Below are 13,313 nucleotides of genomic sequence, written 5' to 3'. Positions count from 1 at the left end.
TATAAGTGAGACATGGTCTCGTTTGTGAGTATTTGTGTTCGTACTGGCATGACCAGTTTTAAAAGCTGATTTTTTCTATTGCCCAGCTAGCAAATTGACCTGCCTAGCTTAACCAGTGATATCCAAAGCAGCATCAGGCCTAAATCATTGTTTTCTGCAATTAGACCAAGCTCTGGAGTGAGGGCTGAAAAATCATTCTTTGTCACAATGCTTAAAAGTACACTCAGTGTACTTTTAACGGCCTTTTTTAAGCTTTTTTCACAAGCCATAAGGAACCAATAAATCACAAATACGCTGTGTGTACCTACAAGACATTCAAAAGTACACTGAGCGTACTTTTGAGGTTTGAAGAGCCGGGGAATTTCTTACATAAGAGAGTTATTAATCCAAATAGAGAATTTTGACGGCATTTTGCTTACCACCACCAACCGTGTGGCTAGCCTGGATCGTGCCGTGATGCGCCGGTTTGATCTCAAGGTAGAGTTTTTACCGTTAGCACCCGAGCCGTTACGGGATTTACTCAAAGCAGTGTTGCCCGAACGCGACCACGCCCCCTTAGGCACCATACCGATGGGCCACTTAGCAAAGCGTCGCGTGACGCCTGGGAACGCTCGTACAGCACTAGATCAATTGGATTTACGGGGGCTACCTATTCACCTAAATAACTTGCTGGATGCGCTGACGCTTGAAGAGCGCGAACAGCACGGCAATCGTCAGTCCATGGGCTTTGTATGAGTTAATGTCCCAATGAAAACATGCGAGAGAAACACTAGGCATCAAGGGTAGCCAGATCTAAACGAATAAAATTAACCCTGACGCTACCCTTCACTTGATAACCTGAGGTTTAGCCTTAATCCACCCCCAGCGCTTTGACCACTGCGTCGATTGGCTCTGCATAGAAGCTGGTCTGAAATTTGGTAAATAGCTCACCGGGGATGGTGGGGATATCCATAGCGCTGCTCATGGGCAGGGTGACGCGCTTGCCATCGGCATCAAAAGCAACCTGTAGGCATTCCGCTAGGCTTTCGACGGGTTTCAGGCTTCCCCCTAGGCTCATATCGCCCAGCACCACCATTTGGCTTTGGGTAGGTTTACCTACCAGGCCAGAGGAGAACGCGACCAAGCTTGCTAGCGAAAGATCACGCAGCACGCCGCTATTTTGCAGATCTACCACATGGAGGTGGAAATCATGCTCCATGACCTTACAGGCACCGCTGATGCGGCTGGCATTGGCCTTGAAGTAATCAAACGCCATTTTGACCTGCTCTTTGGCTGCGGTGGAATTCCATAGTCCCGACATCGCCAGCTTGCCGCTGCCTGCGGTTACCTGCATTTCGATGCGGTAAACACCTGGCATACCCTTGTCGCTTAGGCCAATAGTATGTACTACACCCGGCTTACCTTGGCCTTCTGGAATCAGGCCACCGCCGCCCTGCTCTTTCACCGATACAAAGTGCTCTTCCAGGGTCTCCTTGTCGATGTAGCTGAAATGGACATCGTAAAACTCCATGCCACCAATTTTTTTCAGCTGCTCTTTCACCCCGCGTCGCACTTGCATGGCGTATTCCAGGCACTCCCTCACCTCTTCTTTCGCATACTCACCATGCGGGAACATCAGTTTGAGCAGGCCAGAAACCGTTTTACGAACCGCGATCACGTCACGCTGATTAAGATTGTCACCCAGGGAAAAGTAGCGATCAATTGCATCCGCGAAACTGCGCTTGCGCATTTCGCGGAAAAATTCAGCCAGATAATCGACGATAAACCCATAGCGCTGAGTGAAGAACGATGGCCGCATCTTAGGTATTTCCCAGCCGGGAATGTAGGCATGAAAGTGATCAAAAAACGCCGCATCGATCATTGAATCAGGGAATGGCGTCAACAGATGGCTGGCTTTCACCATCGACTCAACGCTCTGGTTGATATTGCCCACAAACACCATCGAGGCCGATGCCTCCATCTGCTCACGCCCACGGGCGAATGAACCAGACGCCATATAATCCTTCATGATCTGCACCCCGTCATTATCCTTGAACGAGATACCCGCTACTTCATCGAACGCCACCAAATCCCACATGCCGACTAAACCAATGCGCCGTGAGCTCATGTTGTAGAACAAATTAGCTACCGTTGTCTGCCCACCGGAGACCAGAATACTGTTGGGGGAGCACTCCTTATAGATATGGCTTTTGCCGGTCCCGCGTGGCCCTAGCTCACAAACGTTATAGTTGTTTTCAACAAACGGTATCATCCTGGCGAGCAAGTGCCACTGCACACTCTCGTCTAGCTCAGCGGGTTCAATGCCAATCGAGCGGATCAGTACTTCACGCCATTGTGAATTGGTGAACCCACGCCGCCCTTCAAATAGCTCGTCCATATTCATATGCGGCATTTGAATCGGCTTGAGCAGGCTGACACCAAATATTGTTGTTGTCTGCCCCTCTTCATGGAAGTAGCTAAGCGTTGCGATTACCCAAATACCGCCTACTAGAAGCTTTTCGTTCTCTTGGACGATGCCTGCAGCGCTTAATGAATCGACATGGCAGATTGTCTCTCAAGCCCTGCTGGAGCAGAAACCGTTGGTTGTCGTGTACTTATCACGCACGTCCAAGACAGAAAAGCATTTCACCCTTTATCCTCAATGGCTGGTCAGCCGACACAGCGTGACGTATTTGCTGGCGACAGTGGACGACTATGACGATATTCGTCAGTTCGCCATGCACCGCATCGAAACAGCCACTCTAAGTGAAGCGACCTGGCGACCTTTGCTCGGCTTTGACTTAGATAATTACATAGCGGGTGGAGCGTTCGGCTACCTGCAAAGCAAAGCCCCTGTCACACTTGTCGCCCATGAAGCGCCACAAGTTGCGTGGCTACTCAGTGAGACGCCACTGTCGGAAACTCAGCAACTGACACCACTTCCCGATAGCAGCTGGCAACAGCTAGAAGCCGAAGTGCCCGATGATCAACAAACGCTGTGGTGGCTGATGGCCATGGGTGTCAACGTCCTGGCCCCAACATCGTGGCGGGAAACGCTAAAGGCGAATGCAGAGCAGGTACTCGCGCATTATCAACACAAACCGGTCGCGCACGAGGCCTCTTAACAACATGCCAATGGAAGCCAACCTACTTTAAGGAGATAACGGTGCTCTGTTTTGCTTATGGCTCTAACATGTCTAGCCAGCACTTAGCCGCGCGGATTCCCGCGCGCTTTGTCACTATCGCTCTCCTACCGGCTTATCGCTTGGCCTTTCATCAGCAAGGCGGTGACGGTTCCGGTAAGTACGATATTGTCCCGGCATCCGATCAGTCGGCTGTCTACGGCGTCATTTGGGAAGTCGCTTCGCACAACAAGGTGACGCTAGATCGTTATGAAGGACTCAACGCTGCTTATGATGAAACCTGGCTGACGGTAACGGAACTAGCGGGAGATGTGCAGTTTGAAGTACAGGCGTATGTTGGCAAAATAACGTCCATCGGTATGCGCCCCTATTCGTGGTACAAGCACCATATATTAGCGGGCGCACGAGAACACGGATACCCCGCAGCCTATGTTCGCGCGCTAGAACGAATTGAAGCCCGACTTGACCCAGACACCAAACGCCACGCACGCGAAATGGAGCTACATGGCCTCGATGTACCGTTATTGCGGGGAGCATAATGGGCAATGATGAGCGTTTAATCACCTTTTACCGCGGGGAAGGCCACGATCATAAAGGTCGTCGACTCGAAGACATCTGGGAACTCCCCTCTTTCTGGCTGGAACACACCCACGATTATATTCAGTGGCTGTTTCCTATCCCGGAAATGGGCCGCTTTAACGCCATTGCGCCGTTAATGACACCCGAAGTACAACTGGCCTTTGAGAGAGAAACTCTATTACGCCAGCACCAGCAGCGCTCTCTTGACGTGATTTTAGATTTTTTTGGACTTGCGCGCGAAGGCAACGCCATTTCTCCACAACCTTCCCTATCCATCCTGTCCTATATTTGGTTAAAAGCCGGCTGCCACAACCACCTACGCATTAGCCGCATCATCCGTTCATTAGCTTTGTGTCATCAGCCAGAGCTTGCTCGGGCTTTTCAGTAGGCCGTGATACATATTGGCGCTCAGCACGGCGTAGTGTCCGAAACGTAGCTGTAGTTTTGGTGGAATGCGGAGTAAAGCAATCAGGCATATTTGTCGTATCAAATGATTTACAGCTGCGGGCACTGATGCGATAGGTTCGACCACTGCTCGAAACAGATAGGCCTTTCTCAAGCGTGAATCAAGATAGAAACCGCATATTTTACTTTAAATCAATAAGTTATAACCATTTTGATAGCTATAACTAAGCCAATTCGTATCTAAAACGCTTAACATCCATCGTCCGCCAGCGTTAGCGATAACGCTTAAAATGACCAATAAATATTTTTATACAATAAAATCATATATTTACGTGTTATTTAAAAAATAAACGAAAGCTATTCATACACTGGATCTGCGTGATTTAAGATAGAAAATCATTAAATCCAGCAGTGATACGCTCAATCCACCAAGCTCAATTATGGCCAGTAAAGGGCCAATCCACTTTTCATCTACGAAGCCACGCCGTAAGCGACATGCTGAACGATAGGCACGCTCTGCCAGGCCCTCTCACCAGCTAGTAGCTCAGAAAAAATTGTGGCAACGAAAAAGACATGGCTGGTCTTGTTAGAAAAGGTACGGAGAAGAAGACAGGGTGGAAAGCCTCAGAAGCTATCAAAAGGTTTTCACCATACTTTCATAACTAGCTTACCTGAAGCCTTCATGTCGGAAATAATTTGAATTTTCGACATGAAGTAAAACTAGATAAGTCAAATCATAAAGAAACGATTAATCCCTTATTCACTACTGAGATTAAGCGAAGCTTCCAGGCTTTGTTTCGCCATGAAAGCTTCTGCTGTTGAGCGCTGCGGATCTACTTCAGACAGCCAAGCTAAAACATCAGAGAGTCGGTACCTGACATTACGTCCACGACGCACGAACCGTGGAGCGGGCTCCCCTAACAGCAGTCCAGTCACCCTACTTTTACGTGCAGTCGAAGGGGCCGCAGGAATCAAGGAGGGAAAGACGGCGCTTTCTGGCAACTCAATCAGCTCCGGACTGTAGCCTTGATGGTAAAGGCGAAATGCGTTATCCAAGATGTCTTCACTTTTCTTTTTGGTCATGACGGGAGCTCCTAATAATTTACCCTTGTCATGTTGCCCAATCGAACTCTCAGCTTGTTGGGTGTAACTTACCCATTTTCGCAATTGAACGGCTGTACTTTTCCTGCTGTTTCTGGGGCATTTCAGAATTCGATAGAAAAGACCTTCGCTAACTGTTTCGGACACGCACGTGTCAGCTATATATCACCTTTTGACCAGCAGTACCCACCTGCTAAGTGAGGGATACGGTGTGGTGAGAAAGGCGAATCATTGTTGCCAGCTGCGCCTTCTTGTTTCCGACGCGTGCTACCTATTTGCTACCTAAAATCTAACAAAGCAAAAACGGCCACTGCAGCAATTAGCTAAGTGACCGTTTTATATGTCTTTTTTGGTCGGAGCGACAGGATTCGAACCTGCGACCTTTGCAACCCCATTGCAACGCGCTACCAAGCTGCGCCACGCTCCGCAGTCTTTATTGGCCGCTACATCTTTGCCTCAAGACGGTGCGTATACTAGCGCTTTACTGTATAAATGAAAAGCCCTTATAGCGCTTTCTTTTCAAGTATTTGTCATACACCGTCTTAACAGAGCCACCCTTTATCGTTAGCTCTGGTCAGCATCAAGTAACAGATATGCCATGGCGTCATAAACGCCAGGTGCCGTCACTAACAAGTGCTCTGGGTAAAGATCTTCTGGAATGGATTTAGGTGGTTCGTAAAGGTGGCCTACCCGCGCACCGGCTTCGCGTGCAATGACCCAACCCGCCACAAAATCCCACGGCGAAACACTTTCATAGTACGCATCTAAACGGCCGCAGGCGACGTCGCACAGATCGAGTGCCGCCGCGCCATTACGACGCACATCTTGGCATTCAGTGAGCACAGCCCCCAGACGCTTTAAAAGATGTTTGCGTTCTTCTTTGCGGTAGGGAAATCCTGTACCAACCAGAGTGTGCGCCAATGAATCGGCATTGCTGGGTTGGATGGGCTGACCATTGCAAAAAGCCCCCCCTCCTTCCGCAGCGCTAAAGGTTTCGCCCAGAAATGGCGCATGGATGACCCCCACTTTAGCGACGCCCTCTTCCATCCAGCCGATGGATACGGCCACATGTCGCAACCCCTGAGCAAAATTGACCGTGCCATCAATAGGATCCACGACCCAGAGCCGCGGCGCTTCAACATGCTGGGCGCTTTCAGGCGCGAGCTCCTCACTCAGCAATGCTTCATCTGGAAAGTGCTCTCTAAGACGCTGGCTAATAAGCTGATCAACGGCTACGTCCACATCGGTGACCAGTTCATTATTCTTTTTTAACCGTTGAGCAAAGCCTTGCTGCTCACGCGCCTGAGCAATCATCTGCCCCGCTTCTTCGGCGATGGAAATCGCGATCTTTAGGCGCGCCTTTAGTGCGTGGCCAGTCATTGGATCTCCCATTGAAGATATTTAACCATTATGACCACCCACCATAAGCCGACGTGATGAAATTTTCGAGTCAGTTGTAGCCCTGGCTAACGTAAAACATCCACTAACACATCGACCACGATGCGCGTGGCTGCTTCGATCAAGACAACGTCAGCCCCTACACGCTCCCACTCATAACCGGGATAGTTCGGCAATTCTGCGGCTAACTGACCATCAAAACGCTTAGCAATGCCCGGTGGCAATGGCTTACCGCGCTCTAAATTGCGCTGAATACCTGGCGGCAATGATTCGGCTCTCGGCGCGTCGTACTGGCGGAATATTTGGCGTAGTTCACGCACATCAATACGTGGCAGATCTACCCGCTCATCTCGGATGTTTTCTGAACGGCGAGATTCATGTTGCTGGGCCTGATCACGATGACTCTTATCACGGGCACCATGGGCTTGTGCATGGTCAGGTTGTGCAAAGGCAGCGCCATTGAGCAGCACGGCGCCAAGAGTACTAAGAATAATCAGTTTGGTAGGGGTCACTGTAAGCTCCTCAATTCAACGTTGGAGCTGACAGTGTAAAGAACAAATGCGTAGGGATTGTGGAAGGAGCAATATTAGAAATGTTACTTTTGATCGCGGCAAGTTGCTGGCAAGTACTTCAGCTCCATCTTATTTGCATCCCCAGTAGTAGTACGGCAAGACCACTCAATAGAACCAGTGCCAGCGTCAGCTTCCATTACAACCCATTTGCCTGCGATTGCACTATTAGATTCATCGCTCATTTCCATTACGATACGAGACTCAAAATCACCTTCCGCGGCCCAAATCCCCATATAGCCAACATAGCTACCTACATCGCTAGCACCCGCTGAACCACTCCCAGTTGGAGACGTATCTGTTGCGTAACCGATATCAGCATTACTTTGCGGGAAACCGCCTGTCGCCATGTAATACTCGCTGATCGCAACCTTCAATTCAGCAGCGAGGTTAAAAGCTTCTGACACCTGAGCCCGTGCTACATAATTTTGATATTGAGGCACCGCAATCGCAGCCAATACTCCGATAATTGCGACCACGATCATCAGCTCGATAAGAGTAAAACCGCGCTGCAAACCTTTCATTAAGTAATCTCCGCTTAAAAAAGGGGCTTCAAGGCCCCTTAATATTAGCTATCAGTTAAGTATTACTCTGTTGTTGTCGTAGCACGGCAACTTGCAGGCAGGTATTTGGTTGGAATGCCATCTGAAGAAGCACCGCATGACCATTTAATAGCACCACTATTGTCATCACTAGATGATTCAGGCGTGAAGTTTAATACTTTGCCTTGCAGATCACTGACTACTTCTGAATCAGACATTGCTACAGTGATCACGCCGCCATCTTCTACAGAAACACTCTTTACATAACTTCCGGAAATATCTGTGCCAGCGTCGAGTGAAGATACTCCAGCTTCCGTATTAGTATCAGGGAAATCGCCAGTGGTCATGTAAAACTCAGAGACGGCTGTTTTAGCCGATGAGGCGAGACTGATAGCTTCACTCACCTGGGCACGAGCAACGTAATTCTGGTACTGCGGCACAGCGATTGATGCCAATACACCAATAATCGCCACCACGATCATTAGCTCAATCAGCGTGAAACCGCCTTGTTTTTTATTGCTTATGGCCGGATGTGCAGATTTCTGCATGAAGACATCTCCTAAGGGAAGGGGCAAGCCTTTATAAGGAACGTAAATCCTTAAAAAGAGTTAGGAACACTGGGTGTTACACTAGCTTACGGGATATTTTTTTACAACACGCTCTTCTAACGCTATCGGCCCATGCGCCTAGTACTTGAGCTGTTTTGAAAGCCCCGTCATTTAGTGCCCGTAACCGCTAGTTTATGGTACAAGTAGTTTGCCTACGCTGATGTAAAACAGGTCTTTTTTAATGAGCCAGTCCCCTTTTGAGTCGACTCTTAGTCACGCAGCCGCTCGTGGTGGCCTGCGTGGTATTGCTCAGCGCTTGGTCAAACACCGCTTGCTGAGCGATACCCAGGCCGCTACGGCTGAGACAACCGCATCAGATTTAGAGATATCGTTTCTTCAACACGTCATTGAAAGTGGCTTGGTTGACCCTATCGAAGCCACGGTGGCGGCGGGCTGGGAGTATGGACTCCCGGTCATTAATTTAGAGGCCTTACGACTTAATACGCTACCGCCTGTCTCTGATTACCCCATTAAAGTGCTGCAGAACCTTAACGTGCTGCCGTTAGCACGCCACGGCCATCGCCTCACCGTCGCGGTCCCCTACCCCGCGACATTGACACAACTGGATGAATTGCAGTTTGCCACTGGTCTTAGCGTTGAAGGCGTCCTTGCTCCTGTCGATCAGATTACGGTTGCGCTGAACAATTACCTTGCTCAAAACGAGCGTGGCATGCTGGATGAGCTTGAAGGCATTGACGATGCGGTAAGCTCGCTGAATGTTGTGCAAAATAACGATGGTAATGAAGTGCCGCTTGAAGAGTCCTCCCAGAATAGCGAGGACGCCCCGATCGTTAAATTTGTGAACAAGATCCTGTTAGATGCAATTCGCCGTGGCGCGTCTGATATTCATTTCGAGCCTTACGAGACGCTTTACCGGGTACGTTTTCGTGTTGATGGCATGCTGATTGAAGTGGCCCGCCCTCCTTTTGGCATGCGCAGCCGCATCGCAGCTCGTCTGAAAATCATGGCACGCCTTGATATCTCCGAGCGTCGATTACCACAAGATGGGGCGATAAAACTCAAGCTGTCTCGCACCCGCTCGCTGGACTTCCGGGTGAACTCGCTGCCTACCGTCTATGGCGAAAAGCTGGTGCTGCGGATTTTAGACCCTGCCGCCGCTCAGCTGGGTATTGAGCAACTGGGCTTTACCGATGAACAGCGTAGCCAATATGAACATGCATTAAAGCAACCCCAAGGCATGATCCTGGTGACTGGCCCAACCGGTAGCGGTAAAACCGTCTCGCTGTATACCGGGATTAATATCCTGAACAAAGTTGAGCGTAATATTTGCACCGCCGAAGATCCGGTTGAAATTAAAGTTGCCGGCATTAACCAAGTGAACGTAATGCCTAAAATCGGCCTCGATTTTGCCAGTGCTTTACGCGCCTTTCTACGCCAAGATCCCGATGTGGTTATGGTGGGCGAGATTCGCGACCTTGAAACGGCTGAAATAGCCGTTAAGGCTGCGCAAACGGGCCACCTAGTGCTATCAACGGTGCATACCAACTCGGCCGCTGAGACACTCACACGCTTGGCTAACATGGGCGTGTCCTCGTTCAATATTGCCAGTGCGGTTAGCCTGATTATTGCCCAACGCCTCGCCCGCAAACTTTGCATGCATTGCAAGGAGCCAATTGACATTCCCCAGGAAGCCCTGCGTAAAGAGGGATTTAACCTTGAGGAAATCCACCAAGCGACCATTTACAAGCCCGTAGGCTGTAAACACTGTACCCACGGCTATAAAGGACGTATCGGTATTTATGAGGTCGTGCCGATTACTGAAGCCATGCGCCAATTAATCATGCGGGATGCTAATGCGTTAGATATCGATCATCAGGTGCGTAAGGAGGGATACCCCAGCTTACACCGCAGCGGTTTATTAAAAGTCATGCAGGGCATTACCAGCCTGGAAGAGATTAACCGAGTGAGCAAGGAGTAAGGCATGGCTAAAACGGCACGTCGACGCCAAACGCCCGCCATCAAGCTAGCGCGCTGGAAATGGGTAGGTAAAGGCCCTCAGGATAGACCGCTAAGCGGCGAGATGATTGGACGCAGTAAAGCCGAGGTAGCCGCTGAACTTGCCAAACAAAACATCATCATCCGCCGCATTACTAAAAAGGGCAATCTGGGCGGCAGTGGCCGCATCAATCCTAATGATATCATGGTGTTTGCCCGTCAAATGGCCACGATGATCCGGGCGGGCATTCCTTTGCTACAGGCATTGCAGGTAGTGGCTGAAAGCCTCAAAAAACCCGCTATGGTTGCGCTCGTTCAGCAGATGATGACCGATGTGTCGTCGGGGTCTAGTTTTTCCGACGCTTTACGCCTCCACCCTAAACACTTTGATCGGCTGTTTGTTAACCTTGTCGACGCGGGTGAACAGTCAGGTGCGCTGGATCAAATGCTTGATCGTATTGCAACCTACAAAGAGAAAGTAGAGTCACTTAAAGCACGGGTAAAGAAAGCACTCTGGTACCCCACTGCGGTTATGACCATTGGCATAGCCGTCACCATGCTTTTGCTAATAAAAGTGGTACCTGAATTTGAAAGCATGTTCCAAAGCTTTGGCGCTGAATTACCCGCCATGACGCAGATGACGGTGAATCTATCCGAGCTTGCTCAGCGCTATTGGCTAGCAGCGCTCGGTGCAGTAATCGCTAGCGTGCTGCTGCTTAAAGTAAGTATTCAGCGCTCACCTAAAATTGCCTACCGTATGCACGCGCTACTGCTTTGCTTACCGATAATTGGCGACATTCTGCACAAATCTGCGATTGCGCGTTTCTCACGTACATTAGCCACCACTTTTGCCTCAGGCGTCCCTCTTGTTGAAGGCTTAGACACGGCTGCCGGTGCCTCGGGTAACAAAGTATATGAACGCGCGGTGGTGCAAACACGCCAGGATGTAGCGACAGGTCAGCAATTACACTTCGCCATGCGAATGACGAATTGCTTCCCTCCTTTGGCGATCCAGATGGTGAGCATTGGTGAAGAAGCAGGCTCACTGGATGCCATGCTCAACCGCGTCGCTGATTATTACGAAGAGGAAGTCGACAATAAGGTCGATGCGCTCACCTCTCTAATGGAGCCCGTTATTATCGTGGTTTTGGGTGTGCTGGTGGGTGGCGTTGTAGTCTCAATGTATTTGCCCATTTTTGATTTAGGCTCTGCGCTCTAAGATCCAAGCTTTTCAACAACGCTGACGTTAAGAAACCTAAGGAGCTACATGCACCACCCTCCGCTTATCATTTGGTTTATCGTTTTACTTATGGGGCTTTGTCTAGGCAGTTTTCTTAATGTCGTTATTACTCGCCTACCTGTCATGCTGATGCGCCATTGGCGGCACGAGGCTCGGGAAGCGCTTGAACTGAAGGACGAAAACCCGCCTCGCTTCAATTTGGCCACTCCCGGCTCAATGTGCCCGCGCTGTGAGGCCCCTATTGCTTGGCACGACAACCTGCCCATTATTGGATGGTTAAAACGCCGCGGGCGCTGCGCAGAGTGCCAATCACCTATTAGCATTCAATACCCGCTAGTGGAAATAGCGGGTGGTCTACTGTCCATGGTCGTTCTCGCGCTAAATGGGCTCACTTTTGCGTCACTTTTCATTTACGCTGCCTGTCTAATGCTGCTAGTGCTTGCTGTTATCGATTTTCGTACGCAGCTATTGCCCGATGTCATTACACTGCCCCTATTATGGGCAGGCTTGCTTTTCCAACTCCTCTTCCAGCCACTGATGCTGCCCAATGCCGTTATTGGTGCCATGGTGGGCTATGTTTCACTATGGAGTTTTTATTGGCTTTTCAAACTGGTCACCGGTAAAGAAGGCATGGGTTTTGGCGACTTTAAACTGCTAGCAGCTTTGGGTGCCTGGCTTGGCTGGAGTTTTTTACCGCTCATTTTGATACTTTCGGCAGGGCTTGGAGCCATTGTTGGACTGATTGCTCAAGCTTGCGCTCCTGGCTTACGCGGAAAACCGCTCCCCTTTGGCCCTTTTCTCGCGCTTGCTGGATGGGTGGCATTACTAGTCGGCGATGACCTTATGGCGCTGTATGTCAGCCTGGTTATTTAAAATTTAACTACGTGAGGCAGTCGATGATTATCGGATTAACAGGCGGTATTGGCTCGGGCAAATCGACCGTTGCTCGCGCCTTCGAAACACTCGGTGCCGCTTGGGTTGATGCCGACGATGTCGCCAGAGAAATTGTCCAGCCAGGGGAACCTGCCCTGCTTGCTATTCAAAAGCGCTTCGGTGATCAGGTCATTAATGTGGATGGCACGCTTAACCGAGCTGCCTTGCGCGATATTGTATTTAAAAATTCTGACCAAAGACGCTGGCTAGAAGCCGTCACACATCCCAAAATAAGAGAGCGTTTATTGCAGCACTTAGAACAACTTAAAGCTCAAGGCGCGCCTTATGTTCTGCTTGTAACGCCGTTACTGTTTGAATCAAGCCAGCATACACTGGTTAGTCGCAGTCTCGTGGTGGATGTGCCTCAAGCACTGCAACTATTGAGGACTCAACAGCGTGATGGGGTGAGTGAGAGCCAAGTGCATGCTATTCTCGCCGCCCAACTTCCCCGCGAACAACGGCTAGCAAAAGCCGATGACGTGATCGATAACAGCGGAGACCATGCCAGCATGATGGAACAAGTGGTACGGCTCGATAAGCAATACCGTCGACTGCTGAACGGCTGAGTTATCGTAACTATTAACGCTATTGGAGTTTTTATGGTTCGCCCTGCAAACGATTCCCCGCTTGAAGTTAATTGCCCTCAGTGCGCCAAGCGCGTGCCTTGGCTGCCAGAAAGCACTTATCGCCCTTTCTGCAGCAAGCGCTGCCAACTGATCGATTTGGGTGCCTGGGCCGATGAGTCTCATCGTATTTCGGGCGAATCGGCGATGGATGAAGCCGATATAGAAACGCTGCTGGCACAAGCGGACAAAGATGCGCCGCTCACCTAGCGAGCAAGGCAGTTAACCGACACCTCC

General features: G+C 50.0%; 15 protein-coding genes and 1 tRNA gene. 9 read left to right on the top strand and 7 right to left on the bottom strand.

Annotation, left to right across the window (positions count from 1 at the left end):
* Positions 1-411: 411 nt before the first annotated feature.
* A complete protein-coding gene (locus tag AC5TBW_RS08500) occupies positions 412-735 on the top strand; it encodes a hypothetical protein (protein ID WP_495511634.1) in 324 nt (107 codons plus the stop codon).
* Between the two features lie 115 nt (positions 736-850).
* Here the strand turns inward: AC5TBW_RS08500 and brxL are convergent, their stop codons facing one another.
* On the bottom strand, positions 851-2,470 hold the full coding sequence (gene brxL / locus AC5TBW_RS08495; RefSeq protein WP_495511935.1) for a protease Lon-related BREX system protein BrxL: 1,620 nt from the start codon (positions 2,468-2,470) through the stop codon (positions 851-853).
* Positions 2,471-2,513: 43 nt separating this feature from the next.
* On the opposite strand from brxL, the gene AC5TBW_RS08490 reads away from it, so the two are divergent.
* Genes AC5TBW_RS08490 through AC5TBW_RS08480 form a run of 3 tightly spaced genes read left to right on the top strand, consistent with a single transcriptional unit; the run spans position 2,514 to position 4,089 of the window.
* Positions 2,514-3,104 carry a helix-turn-helix transcriptional regulator gene (locus tag AC5TBW_RS08490; RefSeq protein ID WP_495511633.1) on the top strand — a complete coding sequence of 197 codons (591 nt, stop codon included), beginning with the start codon at positions 2,514-2,516 and terminating at the stop codon, positions 3,102-3,104.
* Between the two features lie 41 nt (positions 3,105-3,145).
* Positions 3,146-3,661: a gamma-glutamylcyclotransferase family protein gene (locus tag AC5TBW_RS08485; protein ID WP_495511632.1), complete on the top strand. Its 516-nt coding sequence runs from the start codon at positions 3,146-3,148 to the stop codon at positions 3,659-3,661.
* A complete protein-coding gene (locus AC5TBW_RS08480; RefSeq protein WP_495511631.1) occupies positions 3,661-4,089 on the top strand; it encodes an opioid growth factor receptor-related protein in 429 nt (142 codons plus the stop codon). Before AC5TBW_RS08485 ends, AC5TBW_RS08480 begins: the two co-directional genes overlap by 1 nt.
* A gap of 773 nt (positions 4,090-4,862) precedes the next feature.
* On the opposite strand, the gene AC5TBW_RS08475 is transcribed toward AC5TBW_RS08480, so the two are convergent.
* The 6 genes from AC5TBW_RS08475 to AC5TBW_RS08450 all read right to left on the bottom strand — a co-directional run bounded on the left by AC5TBW_RS08475 (position 4,863) and on the right by AC5TBW_RS08450 (position 8,264).
* Positions 4,863-5,189, bottom strand: a complete 327-nt coding sequence (locus AC5TBW_RS08475; RefSeq protein WP_441679164.1) for a hypothetical protein — start codon at positions 5,187-5,189, stop codon at positions 4,863-4,865.
* 368 nt (positions 5,190-5,557) lie between these two features.
* Positions 5,558-5,634 (bottom strand) — tRNA-Pro (locus tag AC5TBW_RS08470).
* Positions 5,635-5,771: 137 nt separating this feature from the next.
* Positions 5,772-6,587, bottom strand: coding sequence for an inositol monophosphatase family protein (locus AC5TBW_RS08465; RefSeq protein WP_495511630.1), 816 nt, complete (start codon positions 6,585-6,587; stop codon positions 5,772-5,774).
* Between the two features lie 86 nt (positions 6,588-6,673).
* On the bottom strand, positions 6,674-7,117 hold the full coding sequence (locus AC5TBW_RS08460; RefSeq protein WP_495511629.1) for an anti-virulence regulator CigR family protein: 444 nt from the start codon (positions 7,115-7,117) through the stop codon (positions 6,674-6,676).
* Positions 7,118-7,200: 83 nt separating this feature from the next.
* Complete coding sequence (locus tag AC5TBW_RS08455; protein ID WP_495511628.1) at positions 7,201-7,698, bottom strand: pilin; 498 nt, start codon at positions 7,696-7,698, stop codon at positions 7,201-7,203.
* A 62-nt stretch (positions 7,699-7,760) separates the two neighbouring features.
* Positions 7,761-8,264, bottom strand: coding sequence for a pilin (locus AC5TBW_RS08450; RefSeq protein ID WP_495511627.1), 504 nt, complete (start codon positions 8,262-8,264; stop codon positions 7,761-7,763).
* 241 nt (positions 8,265-8,505) lie between these two features.
* On the opposite strand from AC5TBW_RS08450, the gene pilB reads away from it, so the two are divergent.
* Genes pilB through yacG form a run of 5 tightly spaced genes read left to right on the top strand, consistent with a single transcriptional unit; the run spans position 8,506 to position 13,286 of the window.
* A complete protein-coding gene (gene pilB, locus AC5TBW_RS08445) occupies positions 8,506-10,263 on the top strand; it encodes a type IV-A pilus assembly ATPase PilB (RefSeq protein WP_495511626.1) in 1,758 nt (585 codons plus the stop codon).
* Positions 10,264-10,266: 3 nt separating this feature from the next.
* Positions 10,267-11,499: a type II secretion system F family protein gene (locus AC5TBW_RS08440; RefSeq protein ID WP_495511625.1), complete on the top strand. Its 1,233-nt coding sequence runs from the start codon at positions 10,267-10,269 to the stop codon at positions 11,497-11,499.
* Positions 11,500-11,547: 48 nt separating this feature from the next.
* On the top strand, positions 11,548-12,393 hold the full coding sequence (locus AC5TBW_RS08435) for a prepilin peptidase (RefSeq protein WP_495511624.1): 846 nt from the start codon (positions 11,548-11,550) through the stop codon (positions 12,391-12,393).
* A 23-nt stretch (positions 12,394-12,416) separates the two neighbouring features.
* Positions 12,417-13,019, top strand: a complete 603-nt coding sequence (coaE, locus tag AC5TBW_RS08430; protein WP_495511623.1) for a dephospho-CoA kinase — start codon at positions 12,417-12,419, stop codon at positions 13,017-13,019.
* A 33-nt stretch (positions 13,020-13,052) separates the two neighbouring features.
* Positions 13,053-13,286 (top strand): DNA gyrase inhibitor YacG, encoded by a 234-nt coding sequence (gene yacG / locus AC5TBW_RS08425; protein ID WP_240716791.1) that lies wholly within the window; start codon positions 13,053-13,055, stop codon positions 13,284-13,286.
* Positions 13,287-13,313 lie beyond the last annotated feature (27 nt).

Source organism: Vreelandella sp. ssv (assembly GCF_059448525.1).
This window is presented reverse-complemented; position numbering and strand designations above follow the sequence as displayed.

Excerpts from the sequence above, each read along its gene's own strand:
- AC5TBW_RS08490 (WP_495511633.1), top strand. The coding sequence starts at position 2,514 with ATGCCTGCAGCGCTTAATGAATCGACATGGCAGATTGTCTCTCAAGCC.
- yacG (WP_240716791.1), top strand. The coding sequence starts at position 13,053 with ATGGTTCGCCCTGCAAACGATTCCCCGCTTGAAGTTAATTGCCCTCAG.
- AC5TBW_RS08435 (WP_495511624.1), top strand. The coding sequence starts at position 11,548 with ATGCACCACCCTCCGCTTATCATTTGGTTTATCGTTTTACTTATGGGG.
- AC5TBW_RS08465 (WP_495511630.1), bottom strand. The coding sequence starts at position 6,587 with ATGACTGGCCACGCACTAAAGGCGCGCCTAAAGATCGCGATTTCCATC.
- coaE (WP_495511623.1), top strand. The coding sequence starts at position 12,417 with ATGATTATCGGATTAACAGGCGGTATTGGCTCGGGCAAATCGACCGTT.
- AC5TBW_RS08475 (WP_441679164.1), bottom strand. The coding sequence starts at position 5,189 with ATGACCAAAAAGAAAAGTGAAGACATCTTGGATAACGCATTTCGCCTT.
- pilB (WP_495511626.1), top strand. The coding sequence starts at position 8,506 with ATGAGCCAGTCCCCTTTTGAGTCGACTCTTAGTCACGCAGCCGCTCGT.
- AC5TBW_RS08455 (WP_495511628.1), bottom strand. The coding sequence starts at position 7,698 with ATGAAAGGTTTGCAGCGCGGTTTTACTCTTATCGAGCTGATGATCGTG.
- AC5TBW_RS08440 (WP_495511625.1), top strand. The coding sequence starts at position 10,267 with ATGGCTAAAACGGCACGTCGACGCCAAACGCCCGCCATCAAGCTAGCG.
- AC5TBW_RS08450 (WP_495511627.1), bottom strand. The coding sequence starts at position 8,264 with ATGCAGAAATCTGCACATCCGGCCATAAGCAATAAAAAACAAGGCGGT.
- AC5TBW_RS08480 (WP_495511631.1), top strand. The coding sequence starts at position 3,661 with ATGGGCAATGATGAGCGTTTAATCACCTTTTACCGCGGGGAAGGCCAC.